This window comes from Ruegeria sp. TASC047 (genome assembly GCF_059612445.1).
In genome coordinates, this window is record NZ_JBXWQP010000040.1 from 90210 (window position 1) to 116122 (window position 25913).

A 25913-nucleotide genomic window follows, 5' to 3' on the forward strand; every position below is an offset into this window, starting at 1 on the left:
CGATCCTAATAGTCCTTTGAAAAGAACACTCCGATGCCCGTTTCGCCACGACCGTCAACCGTGCCCTTGACCGAGAAATTGTCGGTTACATCAAGGTTCAGGTTCACCTCGGTATTGCCTTCGGTATTGACAGTGAAGTCGGTGTAGAGGTTTTCACCCAGATAGGCCCCGGCACCCAGTCGGCCCGCGCCACCCTCTGACGCACCAACATCAATCGTATCAACACCGGTAGAGTCGCGTAATCCCTTGGTCGCGTCCCCGCCAGCACCGCTGAGCTGCGCCAGCGATGCGGCCATCTGCGCAATCAGGAACGGTGAGATTTCCGAGAACCTGTTCCCAAAGAGCAGCATCGCCAGCGCCTCTTCAGCTGGACGCTCGGGATCGGAAAACACGTTAACCTCGGGTGAATCCAGTGGCCCTGCGATTTCGATGGTCGCGGTGCCGTCCGAGGTGCTGGCAGAGGATTCAAACTCGATATAAGGCGTCAAGTCACCCTGTAGGGTCACGATGCCCTTGGTCAGGGCCAGCCTGCGGCCCAGAATATCGAAATTACCGCGGATCAATTCAATCTGACCTGACGGGACCACCGAGGTCGTCGTACCACCAATGGAGATCCGGCCGCCCAGTTCGGCATTTACACCGCGCCCCCTTACGAACACGGCTTTGGGTGCCAGCAAGTTGATGTCTAGCGCTATTCTGGACGTGCGTTGCCCCTTGTCTTCGGTGGCTACCAGACCTGCACGCTCACGCGTGATGAAACTGGCTCCGCTTTCGTTGACATGCTGTATCTCAGGGATCTGTGCGGCACCTACAGCCCCCGAAGCCGCAGCGAGGTTGATATTGGTCTCACCAAAGGTGATCTGCCCGGCCAGCGAACTGTTCCCGGCTAGGGCGCCGGTCATCGCAATCTGACCGTTCAAAGTCGTCTCGTATAAGAGCCGATCGGTCAGGACGAGGCTGTTGATTGTTGTCGCGATCTGCGCGTTGAACGGGGGCGTCAGATCGACAGGTCCATTGACGGTAAAGCCACCACCGGCCCGCACACCACCCTTCAGCGAGATGGTTGCACGGCTTTGCGCCAGATCCACCTGTCCGTTGATCCCGGTGATGGTCTGACCCGCGCCGGGAAGTGCAAGGGATGTTCCCGAAGTGGTAATCGACCCGCTTAGGGACGCCAGATCAGCCGGGCCCTTGAGGGCCAGATCAAAACGTGCGGACCCTTCAATCTTGTTAGGCGTGATGAAGACGTTTGCTATCCCCAGGTTTACGCCACCCTTCGCTGAAATATCTGCATTGCTGCTGGTTTCATCAAAGGTGCCTGCAACCGTGCTGACGATGTCTGCGGGACCTTGCGCCTTGGCGTCGATGGTCCAAACGCCACTGTCCCGCTTTGCATTGCCCGCAGCGGTAAGGGTGCCGGGAAACTCTGGCACAAACCTTTCGATGCGGTTGAACTTGGCATCAAAGTCCAGGTCGGCGGATCCATTTGTGTCCACCGTACCGGCCACTTTGGCATAGGAACTCTCTGGCCCCAGCAGATGAGCTGACCCTTCCAGCCCGGATTGTGTCGGAGCGACGTTGCCGTCCAGTTTCAGAGGCCCGGAGAGTGTTTTCGACAGCCGCCCCAAATCATCCAGCGCAGCGGTAAAGGTCAGTCCGCCAGCATCGCGGTCCAGTTTGCCGGATGCATCCGCAGAAAGGGCGGTGCCGATCAGCTGGAATGTGCGAATATTCAGACCGGCCTCGTCATTCACCGCATCCACCGTCAGGTTCGTTCGCCCCTGGATCAGGTTGTCAACCGCATTGATGCCGGATTTGATGTCATCAGCAGCCAAGTTGCCTTTGACGTCAAAGGCCTTGCTGCCAACCGTACCTTTGCCTGCGACGTCCGCGATGATCGAACCTGCAAGATCTCGCCCGGCAAGAGTTGAAAAGGGTGACAGGTCCGGGATGTTCAGACTGACCTGTCCGTCCACGGCCAAAGCATCCGTCGGATCGTCAATTGTTGCTGCGGCGCTTGCCACAAGGGCTGAGCCTTTGATCACCGCGTCGCGGATTTCAATCTGCTTCTGGCTCAGCGCGCCGTCGAACGTGACCTCGGTCCGACCGACCAGCAGCGGGTCAATCTCGGGCATGCCCGTTTTGACATCCCGGCTCATCACGCTGGCTGTGCCATCGAATTCGAGCGTCTGAACAGTGCCTTTGCCGTCCAGTTTCGCCTGTACCGCACCGCCAAGCTCACGTTTGGCGAGGCCCGAGAACACGGAAAGGTCCTGCGCGTTGACTGTTGCTTGCCCATCAATCGTCACGTTGCCGTCAGGGGTGGTAACCGTGCCATCCGCCTGCGCGCGCAGAGTGTCGCCGATCAGCGTAAAATCCCGGATCGTTACGCCATCCGCTCCGCGTTTGGCGTCCAGCGTGATTGTTGTGTTGCCCCTTATCACCGGGTCAATGTCGTCGCGCCCTGTGGAAAGATCGCGCCCTTCGACCTCAAGCTTGCCATCGAAACTGCCTTCAAGCGGAGAGCCCTGACCCGAGAGCCGGGCAGAGGCCTGACCGCCCAGTTCCAGCTGCGCCAGGCCCGAAAACCGCGACAGATCGGTCGCCTGCAACGTCGCAGCACCATTGACGGCCAAACCACTGGACAAGCCGCTGATCTCGGCATCAACGCCCAGTTCATAGTCCGAGCCGACCATCTCGACCCCTGACAGGTTCAGGGTCTGATCCCTGCCATATTGGAACATACCGTCCAGCGTAATGCGGTCGCCAACGGTGGTGTTCAGGGCATCGTCAGTCAGGTCGATACCGTCCAAAGCAGCCTGCAAATCACCGTCGATCCGCAAAACGTCACCCTGTTCCAAAGTTCCCTGCGCCGTAATCTGCGCGCGTTGCAGGTTCAGGGTATCGGATTTTATTGCGTTTGCGGTCAGGCTCAGGTCCCAGAGGTTGCCGTTTTTCTCATCAAACAACGCAGAAACCTGAGCAGCCTCGATCGATGTGTCGCCACCTGACAACGGAAGGACGACGCTTTGCCCCTCTGGCGGCGTAATGCGTCCTTGCAGGGCCGCCAGTTGCAGCCGACCGCCCGGCGCCAGTTGCAACGCCCCTTTCAGGTTCAGTGCCTGAGAACTGAGTTCCAGATCACTGATATCCAACGCTCCTTCAGGCAGGGTTCGCCCATCCACGATCAACCGCGTTTTGGGGCCGAAAAATGTATCCATATTCTCAGCGACAAAGGGCGTCAGGTCACCGCCCAGATCTGCGGTAAAGGCGATGCCCTCCTCCGCGCTAGCCGCGGCTGTTGGGGCAGAACGCAACCGAACCTGCCCGGTCACCCGTGGCTGCCCATCACTGCTCAGGCCGATATCGGCCGTAAAATCCGTCACCGGCCCGGACCCTTTCGCGGTCAATCCGATCGGAGGGCTGTCCGGCATTTTTAGCGCGGTCGAGATCAGACCCCCCGCGGCTTCGGTGACCTGAAGGTCAAGATCGATCTGGCTGTCAGTGTTCCTAAAACCCGCAGCCAAAGAGATTTCATCACCGGCCCGATCCAGTCGGGTGATGTCCAGTTTGGTGTCCAACGTGCCGTCGGCCAGCGACAGGTTGCCATTGACGGCCAGTTCCGCCGCGACACCGATCAAAGGTTTGCCCAATGCCAGCTCGCCAATACGGATTTCGCCGATTTCGATGGCCACAGGCAGTTCAGGCAGTTGAAAAGCCTGGGTCTCGGCAGAAGGGGACGGCGTGTCTTTGGTCGTGGTGCCCGGCGCACGGGCCACGTCGATTTCCTGTGCGGTCAGCGCGTTGACCGAAAACCGCCCGCGGATCAGCGCCAACCGGTTCCAATCCAGTTCCGCTCCCCGAATGGTCAGCCAGACTCCTTCATCATCGGCCACCGTGATCTCGGCAATGGTGGCGCGTGAACTCAGCGCGCCTTGCAGGCCTTTGACGGTGACATTCTGATCGTCGCCCGACAGCGTGTCCTGTAGGAACCGCTCGATCATGCTGCCGCCTTCGTCCTCCTGCGGATGTCCGGCCACAGGCACGATTGCCAGCGCGGCGATCAGCAGAGGATATGAAAGGTACCGTCTCAAAACGCCTGTCCTATCCCGATATAGAATTGTAGCCCGTCCCCGGTGGGACCGCTTACCGGGAAGGCCAGGTCAAACCGCAGGGGTCCGAAACCGCCCAGATCATATCTTACGCCGATACCGGCACCTGCATGATCTTCCGCGCCACTTCCTATAAAGGAAGAGGTATCGACGACACCGTAGTCGTAAAACCCGACCAACGACAGCGAATCTGTCACCTTGCCCCGGATCTCGCCGGAAAGTCCAAGAAAGGACTTGCCGCCTGCGACACCGGTCCCGACAGGGATGCCAAGGCTTTCATAGGGTTGCCCGCGCACGGTTCCCGCGCCACCGGAAAAGAACAGAAAGTCAGGTGTAACGCCACTCGCAGGTGGGCCAATGACCGATCCAAGCTGCGCCCGCCCGGCCAGCACCACCCTGCCGCCGGTTCCAAGGCTGGTATAGACCCGCCCGTCGACAAACAGGCGAATGCCCGTATCGGTGCCGGAAAAGCCAACGAAAGGCATGACTTCGGTATCCAGATAAAAGCCGCGCGTGGCGCTGACTTTGCTGTCGCGCTCATCCCATTCCGAGCGGAAGGGCAGGATAAAGTACCTAAACTTTCGGCCATTTCCATAGGCGTCGTCAGCATCTGACCACTGTAATCCAGCCGAGGCTTCGGCATACAGCGTGTCAGAGAATGTGCGGCGCGCACCATATGCCACAGACGCAACCGAAACATTGTAGTTTTCGGTGTTGCGGCGCTCAAGCAACGCGTTCCAGAAAGTATTGTCGTCCGGACCCAGACGATCGGGCTGATCCAGGCGCAATCCGATCCGCCCATCAAGATCTTCGGAACCACCGATATTTCGTATCGCGGCTTCAAACCGCAGGCGTTCCGCGCGTTTGAACATGTTGCGATGCATCCAGGTCGCGGTCACATCGACACCGTCGCGCGAGGCCAGCTCGAGCCCAAAGGTCAGCTGACGCTTTGGCAGGTCTTCGAATGTGGCGTCGAAATCCAGCGTGCCGTCGGGGTTTGCTGTCTCATGTTCCTGCAATGACACGACGTTGAACGTGCCGGTGCGGCGTAAACGTGTTCCAACCTTCTGGATTTTTTCTGGTGAGTAAACTTCTCCGCTTGGGAAACCGGCGATTTTTTCGATGGACCGGTGGCGTACATCCGTGTCGCCCTTGATGAACATTCTGCCAAACGTCAACCTGCGCCCCGGGTCCAGATCAATCTGCGCATCCAGACGGGCCTGCGCGTGGCGGGCGATAATGGTCTGATCCTCAATTTTTGCTTTTGCATGGCCCGCATTCCGCCACCCCTGCACACCGTCCGAGCCTGCTTTTTGAATGGCTCCGGTCGTTGCCAACTTGCCGGGGGCGAAACCTTCGGGCAGCTCGGTGCCAGACGCCAGCGGCTGAACAATGGCCGTGCCGAATTTGAAGCTTGGTCCGGTTTCAACGGTAATTGCGGCCCTGTTGATCTGTGCTGGCACTGTCAAAGAGCTCAACTCAGCGGCTTCCTGCCCGTCAAGCTTGATACTGACAACCGGGCTGAAATACCCTTCGTCATACAAGATCTGCACAAGCGTGCGGTAATCCGACAAAGCGGCAGACAGAATCTCAAGTGGCGTATCCAGACCCCGCTCTTCCGCTGTTGTCACCGATGATGTCTTTTTCAGGCGTTCAACCAGTTCCTTGGATGCGCCCGGCGCCGTCAGAGAAGTTTCCAGCGCCATCAGAGTGGTCGGGATCAGTGCCAAGACAATGGCACTCAGCCAGCACTTCAAACGGCCTCGCAGCGTGCGCCCTTGCATGAATTGCCCCAACTGTCCCAGTTCCAAATCTCAGCTACCGTGTCATGCACGGTCTTATAGTGTCAGGTTAGAACATCTGAATGCCATTGGGAAAAGGGATAAACGCGGGATCGGGTCATTTTGGCCGAATTGTCCCGGCCTTTGCTGACACAATCGCTTTGCCGCACCTCGATTGGCAGACCGGAATTGCCGCAGTCCGGGGCCAAAGCCAACAGTATACAACCAATGTCCGGGCCGGTCCTTGGCCTCTGCCCTGTGTAATTCACTAGGCAAACGGGTGGTTCTTCGGTATTCCCAATATATTGTCAATTGGTATCAAAAAAACCGAAAAAATGTCCTATCTCGACAACATCCGAACCTTTGTCAGGGTTTACGATCTGGGCAGCATGTCTGCGGCCGGGCGAGATCTGAGGATTTCGCCAGCGGTGACATCAGCGCGAATATCGCAGCTTGAAGACCATCTGGGTGTGCGCCTATTCCAGCGCACCACGCGCAACCTGTCCCCAACAGAGCAGGGAAAGGCATTCTATCCCGGTGCGGTGGCGGTCTTGGATGCTGTGGACGAGGCCGAGGCTCAGGTCACGCATCTGACCGAGGCACCGCGGGGGTCGTTGTTCGTCGCGTCTCCACTGGGGGTGGGGCGACGATTGCTTGCTCCGCATGTGCCCGAATTTCTTGCGGAATACCCCGAGATTGATGTCCGTTTGCGCCTGACGGATCGCTCGGTTGACCTGACCACGGAAGGTCTGGATCTGGCGTTTTTTATCGGCCAGCCCGAGGACAGCACGTTGCGTATTCGCAAGATTGCCGACTGCCAGCGTGTGCTGTGTACTGCGCCGGACTATGTGGCGCGGCGCGGTATGCCTAAGACCGGGGCTGACCTGATTGCCGACAAGCATGAATGCCTGAATCTGCGCTTTCCGGGTGCGACCGAGTTTCAGTGGATGCTGATAACGCCCGATGGTCCGAAACGTTTTGCCGTGTCCGGGCGGTTTGAATGTGATGATGGGGATGTCCTGACGGATTGGGCGTTGTCCGGTCAAGGAATTGCAATGAAGCCGGTTTTCGAGGTGGCCGAGCACCTGAAATCCGGCCGCCTCGTACCGGTTGCGACGGAAACTCCGCCTGTTTCAGTTCAGATGGCCTGCCTATACACGCATCGGCGACATCAGGATCCAAAGGCACGCCTATTCATGGATTTCATGATTGAACGGATCAGCAAGGTGGTTCGTGTCACAGAATACCCTGTCGCGGAGCCTAGACCATAGGCATCGACCCGACGGGGTGTACAAAGGTAAGTCCGGTCACGGCGCGGCCATCAGGCGGGCCACGTCCAGCATGCGGGCCGAAAAGCCCCATTCGTTGTCGTACCAGCCGAAAACGCGCACCTGATTTTCACCGACCATGCGGGTTTCCGGCCCGGCGATGACCAGCGATTCCGGGCGCGCCCGCAAATCGGACGAGACCAGCGGCATATCTGTCCAACCCAAAACCGGTGACGCGACAACAGCCTGACGCAAAGCATGATCAAAATCCTCGGCCCTCATGCCGCGTTCCAACGTGACCACGAGGTCGACCGCCGAAACGCTGGCTGTCGGGACGCGAACTGCGGCGCCCGAGATGCGCCCGGCCAGATGTGGAAGGACCACGTCGATCAGGTGTGTGGCGCTGGACGTTGTCGGAACCATGGACAGCGCACCAGCCCGCGACCGGGCAAGGTCGCCGCGCGGGGCGTCAACCATAGGTTGGCTGTTGGTATAGCAATGGATAGTTGTCATATGGCCTGACAAAACACCGCCAATGTGGTCCAGCACTTTGACCAGTGGTGCCAGCCCATTGGTTGTGCAGGAGGCGTTCGATACGATCCGGGCGCTGCCCAACTGATCTTCATTTACCCCCAGAACGACGGTTATGTCGGCCGCGGGCGAAGGGCCCGAGATCAGGACCTTGCTGGCGCCCGCAGATAACCCGCGACGCGCCACGTCGGATGTGCGCGCGACCCCAGTACAATCCAGCATCACGTCTACGCCAGACAAGTCAACGCGTGTCAGATCGGCACTTTGGGTCATAGGAACAGAGCGTCCATCCACGATCAGCGTAGCATCGCCCTGTGACACATCGCCGGGATAGGGGCCGAAGGTGCTGTCGTATTTGAACAGGTAAGCACAGGTCTCCAGCGGCGCGATGTCATTGATCAGCACCAGCTCGATATCCGACCCTTCGGGCAGGGTCAGAACCTGCCGCAGGATGGTGCGGCCAATGCGGCCGAATCCGTTTATCGCGAGTTTCATGCGCAAGCTATGGCAGGGCGTCGGGTCGATCTCAATGCCTGATCAGCAACAGCTTACTTGCACCTGACCTGAGAAAAGAACTGACCCGAGATATTCTGGTACATGCTGTTGAAGATCACCTTGCAGCCCGTCGCTTGTTGAATGGCAGCAATAGCTTGCGTCGTGCGAAGGCGTGGGGGCGGGCCGAACGGGTTCAGGTTGTTGTTGTCGCGTGTGGCGCGATAAATGACCGGTTCGTCTGCGACCTGTGTCACAGCCCAGTTGCGGCTCATGACGAAGACGGATTTGGTCTCTTCCCCCGCAATGGCGGGTGCGATGTGCAGGATTGCAGAGGTAGAGAGTGTGGCAACGGCTATCAGGGCAAGGCGCAGTTTCATGGACAAATCTCCAATGCTCAAAACAAGAAGTTACCTGGATTTCAGCAAATTCCGACCCTCGTGTGAAGCCCCGGGGCAAAAGATCACTGCGATTCCCAGCCAGCCCAGCGTTTAGCGGCGCGACAGGGACAGGGGCATATGCCGGTTGACGTCCTTGTAAAGCAGATACCTGAACCGGCCCGGCCCCCCTGCGTAACAGGCTTGCGGGCAAAAGGCGCGCAGCCACATGTAATCTCCGGCCTCAACTTCGACCCAGTCCTGATTGAGGCGATAAACCGCTTTCCCTTCCAGAACATAAAGCCCGTGTTCCATCACATGGGTTTCGGCGAAGGGAATGACCCCGCCTGGTTCGAAATTGACGATGTTCACATGCATGTCATGGCGCAGGTCCTGCGGGTCTGCGAACCGCGTGGTGGACCATCGGCCTTCGGTGCCCGGCATTTCGACAGGCGTCACATCGCGTTCGTTGGTGATGATCGGGTCTGGCGCGGACAACCCGGGAACGGCCTCATAGGCTTTGCGGACCCAGTGGAACCGGGTTGCCGTCTGGCCAGTGTTCCGCAATGTCCAGTCGCTGCCGGCGGGGATATAGGCGTATCCGCCTGTCTCCAACACATGGTTTTCCGAGTTCAGCGTCAAAGTGACTGTTCCTTCGACGACAAAAAGCACTGCCTGAGCTTGCGCGTCTGTCTCTGGCTGATCGCTGCCGCCGCCGGGCTGCACTTCCATGATGTATTGCGAGAACGTTTCGGCAAATCCGCTGAGCGGGCGTGAAAGAACCCACAGGCGTGTTCCTTCCCAGAACGGCAGATAGCTGGTGACAATGTCGCGCATCGTACCTTTGGGAATGACCGCATACGCGTCTGTGAACATGGCGCGGTCGGTTAGCAACTGGTTCTGGCCGGGGTGGCCGCCGGTCGGGGCGAAGTAGGTCGGATGGGTCATTTGTGTGCCTCGGGATCGTTTGAATGGCACTATGGGGACAAAGGCGCGGCGCTATTAGGTCCTGACGCGCGATAGGTTTGTTCGGGATATTTTGAAGGTCGGCACCCTGGGGCTTGGCCCTGCTGAAACAGAGGTATATCCTTGGTCGTAAATGATTTCAGTTCTGTGAGGCCACAATGAAAGCCCAGTTTTTACCCGTCATTGCCGCGTGTGGCGCCCTATTGATGACCGGTTCCGCCGGCGCCAAGTCACTCTCCCGAATCATAGCTGAGATGGGGCTGTCCCCGGCAGACTTTGAAGTGGTCAGTGAAACCTCGAATGCGCTTTTGAACAATGGCACGCCTTCTGTAGGGCAGGAACGGTCCTGGCAAAACGACGAGACCGGCTCAAAAGGAACGATCCGGGTGCAAAACGCTCAGGGCAACTGCGTCGGCCTTCAGCATGTCATCCAGCCGGAAGGCAGCGACCAAAGCCGCGAGATCAGAACCCGCCGGTGCAATGACGGTAACGGAAACTGGATCCTGACGCCCTGATCTCTGACTTGGTTATCAGTACCCCAGGTCGCGACTGACTTCGTGCAACAGGGGATCGCCGGACCTGAGCCTATGGTAGTTCTCAGCCACATCCGACAGTGCGTCCCCCAGATACCAGCCTGAGACATGCGGTGTGATCGTCACAGAAGGGTGCCGCCACAAGGGGCTGTCTTTTGGCAGCGGTTCCTGTGACGTGACGTCCAACACGGCATGGCCCGGTGAGCCGTTATCCAGCGCCGCGATCAGCGCCGCCTCGTCAATCAGGTTTCCGCGTCCGGCGTTCAGCAACTGACTGCCCGGCTTCATCGCGGCCAGCGTCTGTGCGTCAAACAAACCCGCGGTTTGCGGCGTCGAAGGAAGGATGGCACAGACGTGATCACATTGCCCCAATAGCCGAGGCAGCGCGTCTTGCCCATGCAGGCAGGTGACACCATCGATGGACTTTGGTGAGCGGCTCCAGCCCATGACCTGAAACCCGACGGCATGTAACATGCGGGCAGTGCGGGCCCCTATATGGCCCAGACCCAGAACGCCCACAACCGTATCAGGTGTGAAGATAGGCGCGCGCGGCAACCATTCAGCGCGACTCTGGGATGCCTCGTGAAAAACCATATGGCGCTGAGCGCGCAGAATATAGGCCAGAAACCATTCGGCAATGCCCTGAGCAGGCGCGTCTGGCTTCAAACGTGCCACTCGGATATTCGGAGGCAGGTCCGGATGGCCAACTATGGTCTCAACCCCGGCCCCCAGCTTCTGAACCAGTTTCAGGTTGGGCAACTTCGCCGGGTGATTGCTTTGCATGCTGACCACCGCAAGCATCGTAATGTCGTTGGGGTCGCCCAGCGTTCCGGGTGTGCGGATGTCTGCACCGGGCGCCAAGGCCTGTAATGTGGCGGCGATTTCCTCATCCCCAATCCAGTCCGACAACCCGGTTTCAATCAACAACGCCATATGCGACCCCACTTGGATGTGATGTGGTGACGTCCCGTCACAGCGGTGGACAGGATCAGGTCTGTTAAGCCATCCTCGTGCCTAAAAGTACAGCCCGGTTTCAAAACCCGAAAAGGACAGTTTCGTGAAGATACCACTCACCTCGCGCAAGGGAAACCACGTTACTTCGCAACCGGTTACCGGGATGAGTGAGCCGAGGCACACCACGCAACGAATGACCAGAGGGGACTGATGGCAGGGCTCGACTTCACGGATCAGACTTATTTCTGTCAGCGCGAGGATGGGGCGTTTGTCGGAAATGATCCTGCACGCGGTCCATGGTCTGCCGATCATTGCCACGCAGGGCCGGTAAGCGGGTTGATAGTGCGGGCGGCGGAAACCGAGGTTGGCCCCGAAAAGATGCTGACCCGCCTGACAGTTGACCTGTTGCGCCCTCTGCCCTTGGCCGGGTTGCGGGTTGCCGCAGAATCCACGCGTCATACCAAGACGTTGGCGACCACACGGGTTACGGTGCACGACCTGGATGACACACTCTGCGCCACGGCCACCACCATGCATCTGGCGCGACGCGATCTGGGCGCGGTGGCAAACGTCGAAACCAGCGCGCCACAGTTGGAAGACGCAGTAGAAGGTCCTTTTCCAATCGGCGAGATTCGTCACGAATTGAAGGGGTTTGCCCACTACAGTGACATCCTTTATCCCATAGACGGCAAACAGGGTGCCGGACCCAAAACGGTCTGGATGCGCACCCCAAAGCTGTTGAGCGGCGAAGATCAGTCGCCCATTCAGGCACTGTGCCCGTTGGCGGATTGCGGCAATGGTATCTCGTGGAATGCTCCGACGTCGGAGATGGGGTTCATGAACACCGATCTGACCGTGAATATCCACCGCGAACCGGTGTCAGATTGGCTGGCGTCCAGTTCGGTTTCACATTGGCAACCTACGGGCATCGGCATGTCTCAGTCGGTGCTTTTTGATACGCAGGGTCCTGTAGGGACGGCCCTACAAACACTGGTTCTGTTCCCACCAGTCTGAAAGTCGGCCAGTTTCCGCAGGCGTGTGTAAAGGCCGTTGTCGCCGTGTCCCGTCAGACCTATCTTGCGCATATGCGCTGGCTCTTCACCGTCATGACCTGTTGCCTGCCGATCCCGGCACTATCCCACCCGCATGTCTTTATCGACACCGGGCTGGAGTTCATCGTGGATGAGGCCGGTCAACTGACCCATATCCGGGTGACGTGGGCATATGACGAATTTTACTCTCTGCTTGTTCTGGAAGACATGAATCTGGATCAGGATGCTGACGGTATTCTGACGGAAAGCGAAGAAAAACGTCTGAGCGGGTTCGATATGCAATGGGTCGAGGGATATAACGGCGACCTCGTGCTCACTAAAGACGGAACACCGGTGGCTCTGTCCCGCCCGATACAGCCCAGCGCGACAACGGAAGACGGGCGGATTGTAACCACCCATTTGCGGGCGGTCGAAGACGAAGCGATACTTGCCACAGGGCTTTCCGCCAAGGCATTTGATGAGTCCTTCTATACGGCCTATGAGATAACGCGCCCTGTAACCGTGACGGGCCCGGATTCTTGCCAGATGGATCGTAACGACCCTGACATAGACGGGCAGCTTGCACAGATGCAGGCGTTTCTGTTGACACTGGACGCGGATTACGACCTGGAGGAAAACGATATTCCCTTGGTTGGTGAGAGCTTTGCGACTGAGGTCCTCATTTCATGTCCCGTTTCCTGATTGTTCCGGTCGCTCTGGCCTTTGGTTTGCTGCTTTGGTTCTGGGGCAGTGGTGGGTTTGACAGTCTGGCAGGTTGGGCAGCCGGAGAGCAGCGGGACTTTCAGAACCAGATCGCACGGTCCTTGCGTGCAGCGCGCGCGGAACAGCCTCAGGCGGTGGCCACGCTTCTGACTGTCTGTTTCGCCTACGGATTCTTTCATGCTGTGGGCCCGGGCCACGGGAAGGTTTTGATCGGCGGCTACGGGCTGGGTCGGCGCGTCGCCTTCTGGCGGTTGTCCGCGATCAGCGTATTGTCCAGTCTTGGTCAGGCGGTGACGGCGGTTGTGCTGGTCTACGCGGGGGTGCTGGTCTTTCAGATGTCCCGCGAAAGCCTTGTTGGGGCGACCGAACAGGTCATGGCTCCGATCAGCTACGGAGCCATTGCGTTGATTGGGCTATGGTTGGTTGTTCGGGCTGTGCGCAATTTCGCACGACAACGAAAAAAGCATGTCCCTTGCGATCACGCCCATCAGCACCATCATGATGACGGAGCCTGCGCGGAGTGCGGTCATCGTCATGGTCCAACCGCGGACGAGGTCGCAAATGTGGGCACGTTGCGCGAAGCCCTGATCTTGATCGCAGGCATAGCTGCGCGGCCTTGTACCGGTGCCTTGTTCGTACTGATCCTGACGTGGCAAATGGGCATCGCCATGGTGGGGATCGCGGGTGCTTTCGCCATGTCGCTTGGCACGGCGACTGTGACTACGCTGGTCGGATGGACGTCTTTTGGTCTGCGCGGCGGGCTGCTGGCTTCGGCTTCGGCCACGCGCTATGCGTCGGTTTTGGCACCCTCCATCGAACTGGTGGCGGGACTTGTCATTTCGGTGATTGCAGGCGGGTTGCTTCTGCGCGCGGTTTAGATCAGTCGAACACCGGTTCCGGGTATCCGACCCGCGCCAGATACAGTCCGTGCGGCGGACATACCGGCCCGCAGGCAGCGCGGTCGGCGGCCTCCAAAGCCTCACGCACATCTTCCGGGGTCCATGCTCCGGCCCCGACGCGTTCCAGAGTGCCAACGAAGCTGCGCACCTGATTGTGCAGGAACGACCGGGCGCGCACGTGGAAATGAACCTCGGGGCCGGAAAAGCCTGCGACCCGTTCAACGCGCAGTTCATCCAGGGTTTTGACCGGGCTGGCCGCCTGACAGATCGACGACCTGAACGTGGTGAAATCATGCCGGCCCAGCAGCTTGTTTGCCCCTTCCTGCATGGCGTCGGCATCCAGCTGGTGGCTAATCTGCCAGACCTGTCCCCGGTCGTGGGTTGCGGGTGCCCGGCGCATCAGGATGCGGAACAGATATTGCCGTTCAACCGCCGAAAACCGCGCGTGCCAATCCTCGGTCACGGGGGCGGCCTTTACGATGGCCACTGGGAGAGGCTTGAGGTGATAGTTCAGCGCCTCAGACAGACGGAACGGGTCCCATTCCTTTGCCATGTCGCAGTGGGCAACCTGCCCCAGTGCGTGAACACCGGCGTCCGTGCGCCCCGCTGCGGCAATTGTGTGGTCGCCCGGCTGAATACGGGACAGGGCCTGTTCGATGGCGCCTTGTACAGATGGTTGATCCTTTTGCCGCTGCCATCCGGCAAACGGTTCCCCCTGGTATTCAACTTTCAACGCATATCTGGGCATGTGCCGCTGGTACAGCGCAGCGTAGGATCGGGCAAGGGGGCGAAAGCGCTGGTATGTGTCGCGACCGCTACCTATCTTGGGCAAAAGGGAAATTGCGGGGCGGCGGATTGGTCATCTCTTCACTGGCAGACAGTCTTGCGCGTGGCGTCGAAAGTATCGGCGACAGCGTGTCCGAGACATTTTTCGAGCCGGTCATCCGTTTGGGTGTCACCGGTTTGGCGCGGTCCGGTAAAACAGTATTCATCACTTCGTTGGTTGCCAATCTGCTGGATCGGGGCCGTATGACCGGGCTGGTTGCGCAGCAGGAGGGGCGAATCAATGCCGCCTTTCTGCAACCCCAACCGGATGACACTGTGCCCCGGTTCGATTATGAATCGCACCTGTCCGCCCTGACGGGACAGACACCGCATTGGCCAGACAGCACGCGTGCGGTGTCAGAATTGCGCTTGTCCTTCAAAGCCCGTCCTGCCGGGCTGCTTGCCGGGTTGCAGGGGCTGCGCACGGTCCATCTGGATATTGTCGACTACCCCGGTGAATGGCTGCTGGACCTGGCCTTGCTGGACAAGTCTTACGCAGACTGGTCTCAGGAAACACTGGCACGGATTACGACCCGCGCCGAGGCTGCCGCGTATCTGGCGCTGGTCCAAGATACAGACCCGTCGGTAGGGCACGACGAACCTGCCGCACAAGCTCTGGCCGCGTCGTTCACCGCCTACCTCAACGCAGCGCGCGATGCCGGGTTTTACGACTGTACCCCCGGACGTTTCCTGTTGCCGGGTGATCTGGCGGGATCTCCGGTTCTGACCTTTGCACCGTTGGCAATCACTGGCCCGTCGCGGCGCAGGACCCTTCAGCGCGAGATGGAACGGCGGTTCGAAGCTTATAAGTCTCAGGTCGTGAAACCGTTTTTTCGGGATCACTTCTCGCGGATTGACCGGCAGGTGGTTCTGGTTGACGCGCTGGGCGCAATTCACAAAGGTCCTCAGGCCGTTGAAGATATGCGCCGCGCGATGGCTGATATCCTGTCGGCTTTTCGTCCGGGACGGAACGCATGGCTGAGCCAGCTTTTGTTGGGCAAAAAGGTCGAGCGCATCCTGTTTGCAGCGACAAAAGCGGACCACCTGCACCACACGCAGCATCCCCGCCTGACCGCGATTATCGAAGCTTTGACGCGCGAGGCACGCGATCGTGCGAATTTCGCCGGGGCCCGAACTGCGGCCCTGTCTCTGGCCTCGCTGCGTGCAACGACCGAAGAGATACGCAGCCATGGCGGAACCGAACTGCCATGCGTGCGTGGCACTTTGTTGGACAGCGGCAAACAGGCTGCTTTTTATCCCGGACAATTGCCCGAGGATCCAGCGCATCTGTTGGGTCCGGCGCGAAATGGGGCGGAGAGCTGGTTGAACGAAGATTATGGGTTCATGGCCTTTGCGCCGGCAAAACTAACCCTGAAACCTGGTGACGGCCCCCCGCATATTCGACTGGATCGTGCAGCGCAGTTTCTGATCGGAGACAGATTATGATCGCGACACTGCGCCCCGCACGCACCACAGATGCCGGCACAATCGGTACGATCCTGCACGATTTCGCTTTGGAAAACGACTGGATGCCCGAATTGCACAGCTGTGCTGAAACCATCGCCTTTTGCGGCCGGATGATTGATCAGGACTGGGTCACTGTTGCCGAGGCAGAGACGGGCGTGGTCGGGTTTCTGGCGCTGAATGGAGGTGAAATCCATTCACTTTATCTGGATGCGCAAGCTCGGGGGCAGGGGATTGGTCAGCAATTGATGGATCACGCGAAAGCAAGCCAGCGGCGGCTGGGCTTATACGCGTTTCAGGATAATTCCCGTGCCTGTCGGTTCTATGAGCGAAACGGATTTGCCGAGGTGGCGCGCAGCGATGGGGCAGAAAACGATGAAAACCTGCCGGACATAAGGTTTGTCTGGCACAGCTGGGATACGACAAATGGCTAAAGGTCCGGTTTTGATCGATCTTGACGATGATGAACCCGCTGCTGATGTCGCGCAGGCAAAACCGGTGCCGGATATTGTGCCGCCTCAGGGGCAGGCGATGCAAAGCGCGGCCCGACTGGCGGCCCGCAAGCCCTCGGCCCTTGCGCGCTGGTTCTGGGGGCTTGCGCTTTCCGTAGTCGGGGCGGCCATATCGGTGGCCGCCTGGGATTTTGCAACCTCTCTGGTGGCGCGGACGCCCGTTCTGGGTTGGATCGTTGCCGGATTGTTGGCTGCATTGGTTCTGGTGGTGGTGATCATCGCGCTGCGCGAGCTCGCGGCTTTGGGGCGGTTGTCCCGCGTTGATGGGATGCGCCGTGCAGCGGATATTGCATTGGCTGATGAAGACCTGGCTCAGGCGCGTGCCGTCACACATCGCATCATTGCATTCTACAAAGGGCGCGAGGATACCCGCTGGGGTCGCGAGCGGTTGTCCGAGCGTATGGGGGAACAGTTCGATGCCGAGGCGCTTTTAAACCTTGCCGAGGATGAATTGTTGACCCCGCTCGACGCCGCTGCCAGCCGTGAGGTTGAGGCCGCAGCACGGCAGGTTGCCACCGTGACCGCTCTGGTCCCGCTGGCACTGGCGGATGTTGTAACGGCTCTGGCCGCGTCCCTGCGGATGATCCGTCGCATTGCGGAAATCTACGGGGGGCGGGCTGGCACGCTGGGAAGCTGGCGTCTGACCCGTGCCGTCTTTGTGCATCTGGTCGCAACTGGGGCGGTGGCCGTTGGTGACGATCTGCTGGAACCTGTTCTGGGCGGGTCCGTTCTCAGCAAATTGTCCCGACGGTTCGGAGAAGGTCTGGTCAACGGTGCGCTCAGCGCCCGAGTGGGCGTGGCCGCGATGGAGGTCTGTCGCCCCTTGCCGTTCTCAAAACGCCACAAACCTTCCACGCGAGGCATCATTAAACGGGCCTTGCAGGGTCTGTTCTCCAAGGGTTGATCCAGAGCAAAGCGTCGGACCACACCCTTCTGCACTCTACCTGTGAAAAATAGGAGCAAACCATGACGGATCACGGTCACAGTCCGCAGGAAATTGCCGACCGGATCAACGCTCCGCCCGGGCGCGGTGTGTTACGCGACGTTGTGTATGGCGGCATTGATGGTTCCGTCACCACGTTTGCCATTGTCGCCGGTGTCGCGGGGGCGGGTCTTTCCCCGTTTGTTATCGTGGCACTTGGTTTGGCAAACGTTCTGGCGGACGGGTTTTCAATGGCTGCCGGGAATTACTCGGGCACCAAGGCCGAACTGGACAACATACGGCGCATTCGGGCGATCGAGGAACGCCACATCGCACTCTACCCCGACGGCGAGCGCGAGGAGGTCCGTGAAATTCTGTCGCAAAAAGGGTTGTCAGGGGAAATTCTGAACGAAGCCACCGCCGCGATCACGTCGAGCCACGAACATTGGGTCAACCTGATGATCGAGGGTGAATATGGGCTGGGCAGTGTCGACCCACATCCGATGAAAGCCGCGTTGGCCACGTTTTTCGCGTTCCTTGTGGCCGGGATGATCCCGCTGTTGCCGTTTTTGGCGTCGGTGGAAAACGCTTTTGAGATGTCGGTCTGGATGACAATGGGGGTCTTCTTTGCGATTGGTGCGTTAAAAAGCCGGTGGTCATTGGCGCCCTGGTGGCGGTCAGGTATCGAAACGCTGTTGATCGGTGGTCTGGCGGCACTGATCGCGTATCTCGTCGGGTCTCTGTTCCATCCATAAATGTCGCAGCACGGTGGTCGCGACTGGTCAAAACTTCCCGGATAGGTAGAGTGGCGCAAAACAGGTACAAAGGCCGATGGCAGATCACGAGCTTTCTGGAAAGAACGTATTGGTTCTGGGTGCTTATGGGTTCATCGGCACCGCCGTCACTCGGGCATTGTCGGCCGCGGGTGCCACGGTTCAGGGCATGGGGCGCAATCTTGCCCAAGGGGCAAAGGTCCTGCCGGGGGTTTTTCTGAAACAGGGCGATATGCGCGATCTGTTGCACAAGGACGATTGGCAGGACCTGCTGGCCGACGTCGATGTCGTGGTGAATTGCGCTGGGGCTTTGCAGGATAACGCGCAGGACAACCTTGAAGCGGTGCACCATTTGGCGGTCGCAGCCCTTGCAGGGGCCTGCGCGGAAGGTGGCATAAGCGTTGTTCAGTTTTCGGCCATCGGGGCAGAGCCGGACGCCAGCACGCATTTCCTGCGCAGCAAGGCACGCGGAGATGCCGCTTTGCGTGCATCGGGCGTAACACTTTGGATCCTAAAGCCGGGGCTTGTTATCGGGCAAACGGATTATGGGGGAACGGCGTTGCTTCGAATGCTGGCGTCTGTTCCTTTTGTTCAACCGCTGGCTTACCCCGATACACCTGTTCAATGCATCGGGATGCCCGATCTGTGTGACGTGGTGATTGCTGCCGTTGCCGGTCGTCTGCCGCAGGGTAATTACGATCTGGTCGAGGATACCCCGTATAGTTTGTCGGACGTGGTGCGCTGCACGCGACAGTGGCTTGGGTTTCCTGCCGTGCGCTTTCATGTAATCTTGCCGCCTGCCCTGACAAAAGCCGTTGCGACCATTGCCGACTGTTTGGCCTTGTTGGGTTGGCGGTCTCCGCTGCGCAGCACGGCGATGACGGTCATGGCGGATGGCGTGATCGGCGACCCTGGCCCCTATCGTGCAGCGGCCGGGCGCGGAAATGCCGCCTTGCCTGAGGTCTACGCCATGCTGCCTTGCGCGCGCGAGCATCGGTTGACTGCGCGGATGGCGCTATTGATGCCGCTGATCGTTGCAACACTCAGCCTGTTCTGGTTGCTGTCGGGCCTGTTTGGGCTGGCGGGTTTGTCCACGGCTTCTGGTATGCTGGTCGAAGCGGGGTGGTCATCCGCCTTGGCGGTGACCAGCGTTGTGTTCTGGTCCCTGATCGACATAGCACTTGGTCTGGCCATCCTGTGGCGCCGATGGGCGGCGCGGGCCTGTGTGGCGCAGTTGACTGTGGCCATATTCTACCTGATTGCCGCTTCGGTCACGATGCCAGACTTGTGGTTGGACCCGCTGGGGCCGCTGGTGAAAATCCTGCCCGCGATGATCCTGTCGCTTGTGGCGTTGCCCTTGTTTGAGAGCCGTTGATGGACCCTGAACTGATCTTGCGATGGCTGCATGTCATCGGTGCATGTGTGCTGCTGGGAACCGGGGCAGGGATCGCCTTTTTCATGCTGATGGCGCACCGGACAAACGACCCGCGCGTCATCGCCCATACGGCGGGTATCGTGGTACTGGCCGACCTTCTGTTCACCACGACCGCTGTCATCCTGCAACCAGTGACCGGAGCTCTGCTTGCCTGGCAGATCGGGTGGTCTTTGGGCGAAGGATGGATCGTGTTGTCTCTGGTGCTTTATGTTTTGACGGGCTTGTTCTGGTTGCCGGTGGTTTGGGTTCAAATCCGGTTGCGCGACCACGCGCGAACGGCGGCAGAGCGGGGAATGCAACTGCCACCGGAGTATTACCGCTTGTTTAGGTTCTGGTTTGCTTGCGGGGTTCCAGCATTTCTGGCGGTTTTGACCATCCTTTGGCTGATGATCGCCCGTCCGGCGACTTCGGTACTTTAGACTTTGTCACGGCTTTCCTGACTGTTGCTGACCGACAGCACAAGATAGCTTGGCCGAAATTACGGATCGGAGAGACTCGGTTGGAAACGCTGCTTGTTCTTATTGGCCTGGTTGTTCTGGCCATCCCGGTGACCTTGATTGCACTTCTGGTCGGGTATTCCCGATTGCGTCGCCGGGTCGAACAACTGGAAGCGCAGATTCATACGTTGGCGTCTGGCGATGCGCTTGCATCGCTGCAACCGGAACAGGATGCACCAGCACCGCAACCTGTGGCAGAGGAACAGGTTCACAGCCCGGGGCCCTGGGCCGCGCCAAAGCGACAGGAAGACGAAAGCGCCGAAGATGTAGACACCGACGCCGCTACGCCTGCAATTGTATTTCGCCATGACAGGTTTGCTGCGCTGGGCGCGTGGCTGCGTGAGAACTGGTTTTACGCGGTCTCGGCCCTGTCGCTGGCATTGGCCGGAATTTTCCTCGTGCAATATGGCGTTGAGAATGGATTGTTACCTCCGACGGCCCGCGTTTTCGCCGCGCTTGGTTTCGGCTCGGCTTTGATTGTCGGGGGCGAGGTTCTGCGCCGCAGGTTCGGGGATGACGAAGCGGTGGCCACTGCCTATTTGCCATCGGTCTTTTCCGGGGCCGGCCTTGTCACCTTGTTCGGGGCAATCCTTTCTGCGCGGCAGCTCTATGGTTTGATCGGGGCCGAGACGGCATTGGCAGGGATGGTCGTTGTCGCGCTTGTTGGTCTTATTCTGGGGTGGTTCCACGGCCCGCTGTTGGCTGCGGTTGGACTGATCGGAGCTTTTGCTGCACCCTTTCTGGTTGGAGGCGCATCTGACGATCCCTCGTGGCTCTATGCCTATTTTCTTTTGGTTGCCGTTTTGGGGCTGGGTATCGACACGGTGCGGCGTTGGGCGTGGATTTCGGTTCTGACGTTGGTCGGGGTTTATGCGGCAAACCTGCTTTTGATAAGTGGCGCTCCGAATACGGAACCGGGATATCTGGTCGCGACTACAATATTGGCACTTCTGGCGACGGCCATTCCGGTGCGGCGCGTCTGGCCGGATCATGCAGGGCGCATGATGTCTCAGGTGATCCGCACCCCCGGAACCCGCCCTTGGCCCGAGTTTCCAACTCGGCTCGCCGCCGGAGTGATTGCGGCCAGCACAGCAATCCTGTCCTGGCATTGGGCAGACTCAGCGGCTGAATTCTGGTTGGGTGTCTGCCTGCTGTCCGCCCTGCTTCTGGCGCTGCTATTGTGGGCCAAGGATGCGCCCGCGTTACAGGATCTGACCGTGCTACCTGCGACGGGCCTTGTGTTTTTTGTTGCCTCTCACGGTCTGGAATACGGCGCAGTTCTGCGCAGCTTCGCTGACACTTATGCCGAGACGCCCGAGGCCGACTTTCCGAGGGCAGCCACCGCGCTGGTTGCTTTGGGCGCACTCATGTCGATTTTGATGGCATGGCGGTCATTCAGGGCAAACCAGTATCGTGCAATCTGGGCCGGGGGCGCTGTAGTTTTTGCACCCGCGCTGGCTATCGCTTTGGAAATGGGCTGGCATCCTGCCACGGTTATCGGTGCGTACGCTTGGGCCCTGCACGCGATTGTCCTGGCAGTTCTGATGGTGGTTCTGGCCGGGCGTTTTGGTCGCGCCGATGGCGATGACCGGATGCGGGCCGCTCTGGCCACGTTGTCGGCGCTGTCCTGTCTGGTCTTTGCTTGCGTGATTGTGCTCAGTTCGGTCGCGCTGACGATTGCGCTGGTGGCCAGTGTCGTCGCAGCAGCAGCCTTGGATCGCAGGTTCACCTTGCCGCAGATGAGTTGGTTTATCTGGGCCGGTGTCTTTACCGTCACCGTACGCTTGGTACTTGATCCGGGTCTGGACTGGGCCAACGCGGCCCCGCTTCCCGAAATGGCGATGGTCTATGGCGCGGCCACGTTGGGTTTCGTGGCTGGCTGGTGGCTGTTGCGTCCCTTGCAGCGGCCGGTTGCAGCACTGTTGCTGGAAAGCGCGGCTTGGGCGACAGGAGGCATTCTGCTGTCCCTGTTGCTACTGCGGTGGCTTGAAGGTTTCGGTGAAGGCGGGGCCGACAACAGCCATTGGGGTCTGGGCCTGCTGGCGGTCATCTGGCTGCTGCTGGCCTTCGCTCAGGTTCAGAGGTTTGGGCTGGGTGGCAAGCTGAATTATGCACGGTACGTGTTGGCGGCGTTCTTTGCCGGTCATGGCGTGTTCCGTCTGACCCTGGCGTTGACCGACCAAAACCCGCTTCTGAACCCCAACGCCGACCCGGTGCTTGGCCCACCGGTTCTGAACACCCTTGTCCTTGCCTATCTGGTGCCCGCACTGACCATTGGATTCTCGGCCTGGCGGATCAAGGACATGCCAAAGCAGATCAGGCTGGCAAGCTACGCCATTGCGGGTGCGTTGATTGCTGTGTGGTTTGGCCTGACTATCCGCCATGTCTGGCAGGGAGCAGCAGGCATGTTTGAAGGTAACGGCGTCACGCAGCCCGAGCTTTATACATATACCCTTGTTCTGCTGCTGGTTGGGGCGGTGCTGTTCTACCAATCTCTGGCACGCGGTTCGGATGTGATGCGCAAGGCGGGGTTGGTGGTGATAGGGCTGGCGGTGGCCAAGGTCTTTCTGATCGATATTGCCGGTCTGGGCGGGCTGATCCGCGTGTTCTCACTGCTGGCGCTGGGGCTTGGGTTGGCCGGTCTGGCATGGTTGAATCGCTGGGCCAAGCTGCGCCATTCGCCGCATGGGCCGGAACCTCTGGACCATTGAAGGCAGGCGTCTTATAAGCGCGGCCATGTATGACCGGACGGCCATCATTATTCGAATTATATCCCCGGCGCTCTGACCCTCTGAGACGCCGGGCAAAGGTGTTTGAGAATTCGCACCGACCGCTTCGATCCTAGTACGACCAGATCATCCAAAGGACGCTCAAAATGTGCGCCGACACGACCCAAACGCCTGACTATAAAGACACGCTGAACTTGCCCAAAACCGATTTTCCAATGCGCGCGGGCCTGCCTGCACGCGAACCCGCATGGCTGGAGCGGTGGGAGACCATCGGTGTCTATGACCGCCTGCGCGAGAAAACGGGGCGCAAACCCTTTACTCTGCACGACGGCCCCCCCTATGCGAACGGCCACCTGCATATCGGCCACGCACTAAACAAGACGATCAAAGACATGATCGTGCGCTCTCATCAGATGATGGGCTTTGACGCGCGTTACGTGCCCGGTTGGGACTGCCACGGCCTGCCGATCGAATGGAAGATCGAAGAACAGTACCGCAAGAAGGGCAAGAACAAGGACGAGGTGAACATCGTCGACTTCCGTCAGGAATGCCGCAAGTTCGCCGAAGGCTGGATCGACATCCAGCGCGAAGAGTTCAAGCGTCTGGGCATCACCGGCAACTGGCCTGATCCCTACATCACCATGGACTTCCATGCCGAGGCCGTGATCGCCGACGAGTTCATGAAGTTCCTGATGAACGGCACGCTCTATCAGGGCTCGAAACCCGTGATGTGGTCGCCCATCGAAAAAACTGCGCTGGCTGAGGCCGAGGTCGAGTATCACGACAAGGAAAGCTTTACCATCTGGGTGAAGTTCAAGGTCGTGAACGCGGGTGATCTGGATGATGCGTTCGTCGTAATCTGGACCACCACTCCCTGGACCATGCCGTCGAACAAGGCGGTCGTGTATGGCAAAGACATCTCTTATGGTCTCTACGAAGTCACCGGCGCGCCTGAGGAATGCTGGGCCAATGTAGGCGACAAGTTCCTGCTGGCTGACAATCTGGCCGCAGATGTGTTGGGTCGTGCGCGTCTGAACGACGATCAATGGACCCGCGTACGTGATGTCGCCACCGACGAGCTTGAAGGTGTTCAACTGACCCACCCGCTGGCCGGTGCCGAAGGTGGCAATGGCGAATGGGACGATATCCGCGACTTCCGCGCGGCTGACTTCGTGACCGATACCGAAGGCACCGGTTTCGTCCACTGTGCACCGTCACATGGTATGGAGGAATTCGAACTCTACCGCGATTTGGGCATGTTGGAGCAGGTCATCACTTACAACGTGATGGATGATGGTTCGTTCCGCGCTGATCTGCCGTTCTTTGGTGGCAAATACATCCTGTCCCGCAAGGGTGGTGAGGGCGATGCAAACAAGGCCGTCATCGACAAGCTGGCCGAGGTCGGCGGGCTGCTGGCGCGCGGCAAGATCAAGCACAGCTATCCGCATTCGTGGCGCTCCAAGGCTCCGATCATCTACCGCAACACGCCGCAGTGGTTCGCATCCGTGGACCGTAAGCTGGACGATGGCATGGGCGAAATGGGTGATACCATCCGCGAACGTGCGCTGCGCTCGATCGACGAGTTGGTGAAGTGGACGCCGCAGACGGGGCGCAACCGCCTCTATTCGATGATTGAAGCGCGCCCGGACTGGGTTCTCTCGCGCCAGCGTGCCTGGGGCGTGCCGCTGACCTGCTTCACCAAGAAAGGTGCCTTGCCCACCGACGCGGATTACCTTCTGCGCAACGCCGAGCTCAACGCGCGCATCAAGGCGGCGTTTGAGAAAGACGGCGCGGATATCTGGTACACCGACGGGTTCAAAGAGAAGATCCTAGACGGCATCGCCAACCCGGACGATTACGAACAGGTCTTTGACGTTCTGGATGTGTGGTTTGACTCGGGTTCGACCCACGCCTTTGTTCTGCGCGACCGCGAGGACGGGACCAAGGACGGTATCGCCGATGTCTATATGGAAGGCACCGACCAGCATCGCGGGTGGTTCCATTCATCCATGTTGCAGGCCTGCGGCACCAAAGGCCGCGCGCCTTATCGCAACGTTGTGACCCATGGATTCACGCTGGACGCCAAGGGCAACAAGATGTCCAAATCGCTGGGCAACACGATTGTGCCGGAAGAGGTCGTCAAGCAATACGGTGCCGATATCTTGCGCCTTTGGGTGGCTCAGACCGACTACACGGCCGATCAGCGTATCGGGCCGGAGATCCTGAAAGGCACTGCTGACAGCTATCGCCGTCTGCGCAACACCATGCGGTTTATGCTGGGCTCGCTGACGGATTTCACCGAGGCCGATCGTGTTGCGCCCGAAGATATGCCGCGCCTGGAACGCTGGGTGCTCAGCCGGCTGGCCGATCTGGATGAGCAGGTTCGCGAGGGCTACGCGTCTTTCGATTTCCAGGGCGTATTCAGCGCGGTCTTCACCTTTGCCACGGTTGACCTGTCGTCCTTCTACTTCGACGTCCGCAAGGATGCTCTTTATTGTGACGGCGACACGCCGCGCCGTCGTGCTGCGCGGACGGTGTTGGATATCCTGTTCCATCGCCTGACCACGTGGCTGGCGCCGGTTCTGGTTTTCACTATGGAAGAGGTCTGGCTGGAGCGCTTTCCGGGCGACGATAGCTCGGTCCACTTGGTCGACTTCCCGGAAACGCCTGCGGATTGGCGTTTCGCCGAACTGGAAGAGGCCGTTGCCAAAGTGCGCCGTGTACGCCGTGCAGTGACAGCTGCGCTTGAGATCCAGCGGCAGGACAAGGTGATCGGCTCCAGCCTCGAAGCGGCACCGATTGTGCATGTTGAGGACAGTGAAACCCTTGATCTGCTGGCCACTTTTGACGTGGACGATCTGTGCATCACGTCAGGTCTGACCGTGACCGGCGACCCGGCCCCGGCCGAAGCATTCCGCGTACCTGAAATCGAAGGCATTGCCGTCGTGTTCGAGAAGGCCGAAGGCGAGAAATGTCAGCGCTGTTGGAAAATCCTTCCTGACGTGGGCCGCCACGCCCATGTCGGAGTTTGCCGACGCTGCGATGAGGCGCTAAGCTGATTGAAACCGCCCTCTCGATCCTTCGAGGGG

At 59.3% G+C, this 25913-nt stretch carries 20 protein-coding genes; 13 read left to right on the top strand and 7 right to left on the bottom strand.

Annotated features, from left to right (window positions below; genetic code table 11):
* Positions 1–5: 5 nt before the first annotated feature.
* The gene (locus AC2FLO_RS15770; RefSeq protein ID WP_496811723.1) at positions 6–4094 is read right to left on the bottom strand and encodes a translocation/assembly module TamB domain-containing protein; all 4089 of its coding nucleotides are present in this window, start codon (positions 4092–4094) and stop codon (positions 6–8) included.
* Positions 4091–5896: an autotransporter assembly complex protein TamA gene (locus tag AC2FLO_RS15775; RefSeq protein ID WP_496753080.1), complete on the bottom strand. Its 1806-nt coding sequence runs from the start codon at positions 5894–5896 to the stop codon at positions 4091–4093. Before AC2FLO_RS15775 ends, AC2FLO_RS15770 begins: the two co-directional genes overlap by 4 nt.
* Before the next feature lie 332 nt (positions 5897–6228).
* Between AC2FLO_RS15775 and AC2FLO_RS15780 the strand changes: the two genes are divergently transcribed.
* Complete coding sequence (locus AC2FLO_RS15780) at positions 6229–7164, top strand: LysR family transcriptional regulator (RefSeq protein ID WP_496753079.1); 936 nt, start codon at positions 6229–6231, stop codon at positions 7162–7164.
* A 36-nt stretch (positions 7165–7200) separates the two neighbouring features.
* On the opposite strand, the gene AC2FLO_RS15785 is transcribed toward AC2FLO_RS15780, so the two are convergent.
* From AC2FLO_RS15785 to AC2FLO_RS15795, 3 genes are all read right to left on the bottom strand, one after another.
* Positions 7201–8187: a type I glyceraldehyde-3-phosphate dehydrogenase gene (locus AC2FLO_RS15785; RefSeq protein ID WP_496753078.1), complete on the bottom strand. Its 987-nt coding sequence runs from the start codon at positions 8185–8187 to the stop codon at positions 7201–7203.
* A 53-nt stretch (positions 8188–8240) separates the two neighbouring features.
* Positions 8241–8564, bottom strand: a complete 324-nt coding sequence (locus AC2FLO_RS15790; RefSeq protein WP_496753077.1) for a hypothetical protein — start codon at positions 8562–8564, stop codon at positions 8241–8243.
* Positions 8565–8675: 111 nt separating this feature from the next.
* The gene (locus AC2FLO_RS15795; protein ID WP_480586052.1) at positions 8676–9509 is read right to left on the bottom strand and encodes a bifunctional allantoicase/(S)-ureidoglycine aminohydrolase; all 834 of its coding nucleotides are present in this window, start codon (positions 9507–9509) and stop codon (positions 8676–8678) included.
* Between the two features lie 224 nt (positions 9510–9733).
* Between AC2FLO_RS15795 and AC2FLO_RS15800 the strand changes: the two genes are divergently transcribed.
* The gene (locus AC2FLO_RS15800; RefSeq protein WP_496753076.1) at positions 9734–10042 is read left to right on the top strand and encodes a hypothetical protein; all 309 of its coding nucleotides are present in this window, start codon (positions 9734–9736) and stop codon (positions 10040–10042) included.
* 15 nt (positions 10043–10057) lie between these two features.
* On the opposite strand, the gene AC2FLO_RS15805 is transcribed toward AC2FLO_RS15800, so the two are convergent.
* A complete protein-coding gene (locus AC2FLO_RS15805; RefSeq protein WP_496753075.1) occupies positions 10058–10993 on the bottom strand; it encodes a 2-hydroxyacid dehydrogenase in 936 nt (311 codons plus the stop codon).
* Between the two features lie 231 nt (positions 10994–11224).
* Here AC2FLO_RS15805 and AC2FLO_RS15810 point away from each other — a divergent pair, with 231 nt between their 5' ends.
* The 3 genes from AC2FLO_RS15810 to AC2FLO_RS15820 are packed head-to-tail and all read left to right on the top strand — an operon-like array spanning position 11225 to position 13646.
* Positions 11225–12028: a thioesterase family protein gene (locus tag AC2FLO_RS15810; protein WP_480586061.1), complete on the top strand. Its 804-nt coding sequence runs from the start codon at positions 11225–11227 to the stop codon at positions 12026–12028.
* 44 nt (positions 12029–12072) lie between these two features.
* A complete protein-coding gene (locus tag AC2FLO_RS15815) occupies positions 12073–12747 on the top strand; it encodes a DUF1007 family protein (RefSeq protein ID WP_496753074.1) in 675 nt (224 codons plus the stop codon).
* Positions 12732–13646: a nickel/cobalt transporter gene (locus AC2FLO_RS15820; RefSeq protein WP_496753073.1), complete on the top strand. Its 915-nt coding sequence runs from the start codon at positions 12732–12734 to the stop codon at positions 13644–13646. Before AC2FLO_RS15815 ends, AC2FLO_RS15820 begins: the two co-directional genes overlap by 16 nt.
* A 1-nt stretch (position 13647) precedes the next feature.
* On the opposite strand, the gene truA is transcribed toward AC2FLO_RS15820, so the two are convergent.
* Positions 13648–14415: a tRNA pseudouridine(38-40) synthase TruA gene (truA, locus tag AC2FLO_RS15825; RefSeq protein WP_480586071.1), complete on the bottom strand. Its 768-nt coding sequence runs from the start codon at positions 14413–14415 to the stop codon at positions 13648–13650.
* A gap of 107 nt (positions 14416–14522) precedes the next feature.
* Between truA and AC2FLO_RS15830 the strand changes: the two genes are divergently transcribed.
* From AC2FLO_RS15830 to ileS, 8 genes are all read left to right on the top strand, one after another.
* The gene (locus tag AC2FLO_RS15830; RefSeq protein ID WP_496753072.1) at positions 14523–15938 is read left to right on the top strand and encodes a YcjX family GTP-binding protein; all 1416 of its coding nucleotides are present in this window, start codon (positions 14523–14525) and stop codon (positions 15936–15938) included.
* On the top strand, positions 15935–16390 hold the full coding sequence (locus tag AC2FLO_RS15835) for a GNAT family N-acetyltransferase (RefSeq protein WP_496753071.1): 456 nt from the start codon (positions 15935–15937) through the stop codon (positions 16388–16390). Before AC2FLO_RS15830 ends, AC2FLO_RS15835 begins: the two co-directional genes overlap by 4 nt.
* The gene (locus AC2FLO_RS15840) at positions 16383–17372 is read left to right on the top strand and encodes a YcjF family protein (RefSeq protein WP_496753070.1); all 990 of its coding nucleotides are present in this window, start codon (positions 16383–16385) and stop codon (positions 17370–17372) included. Before AC2FLO_RS15835 ends, AC2FLO_RS15840 begins: the two co-directional genes overlap by 8 nt.
* A gap of 62 nt (positions 17373–17434) precedes the next feature.
* Positions 17435–18145: a VIT1/CCC1 transporter family protein gene (locus tag AC2FLO_RS15845; RefSeq protein ID WP_496753069.1), complete on the top strand. Its 711-nt coding sequence runs from the start codon at positions 17435–17437 to the stop codon at positions 18143–18145.
* 76 nt (positions 18146–18221) lie between these two features.
* The gene (locus AC2FLO_RS15850; protein ID WP_496753068.1) at positions 18222–19538 is read left to right on the top strand and encodes an SDR family oxidoreductase; all 1317 of its coding nucleotides are present in this window, start codon (positions 18222–18224) and stop codon (positions 19536–19538) included.
* A complete protein-coding gene (locus AC2FLO_RS15855; protein ID WP_496753067.1) occupies positions 19538–20017 on the top strand; it encodes a DUF2269 family protein in 480 nt (159 codons plus the stop codon). Before AC2FLO_RS15850 ends, AC2FLO_RS15855 begins: the two co-directional genes overlap by 1 nt.
* An 80-nt stretch (positions 20018–20097) precedes the next feature.
* The gene (locus AC2FLO_RS15860) at positions 20098–22806 is read left to right on the top strand and encodes a DUF2339 domain-containing protein (RefSeq protein ID WP_496753066.1); all 2709 of its coding nucleotides are present in this window, start codon (positions 20098–20100) and stop codon (positions 22804–22806) included.
* Positions 22807–22970: 164 nt separating this feature from the next.
* Positions 22971–25883 carry an isoleucine--tRNA ligase gene (ileS, locus tag AC2FLO_RS15865; protein ID WP_496753065.1) on the top strand — a complete coding sequence of 971 codons (2913 nt, stop codon included), beginning with the start codon at positions 22971–22973 and terminating at the stop codon, positions 25881–25883.
* Positions 25884–25913: the final 30 nt, after the last annotated feature.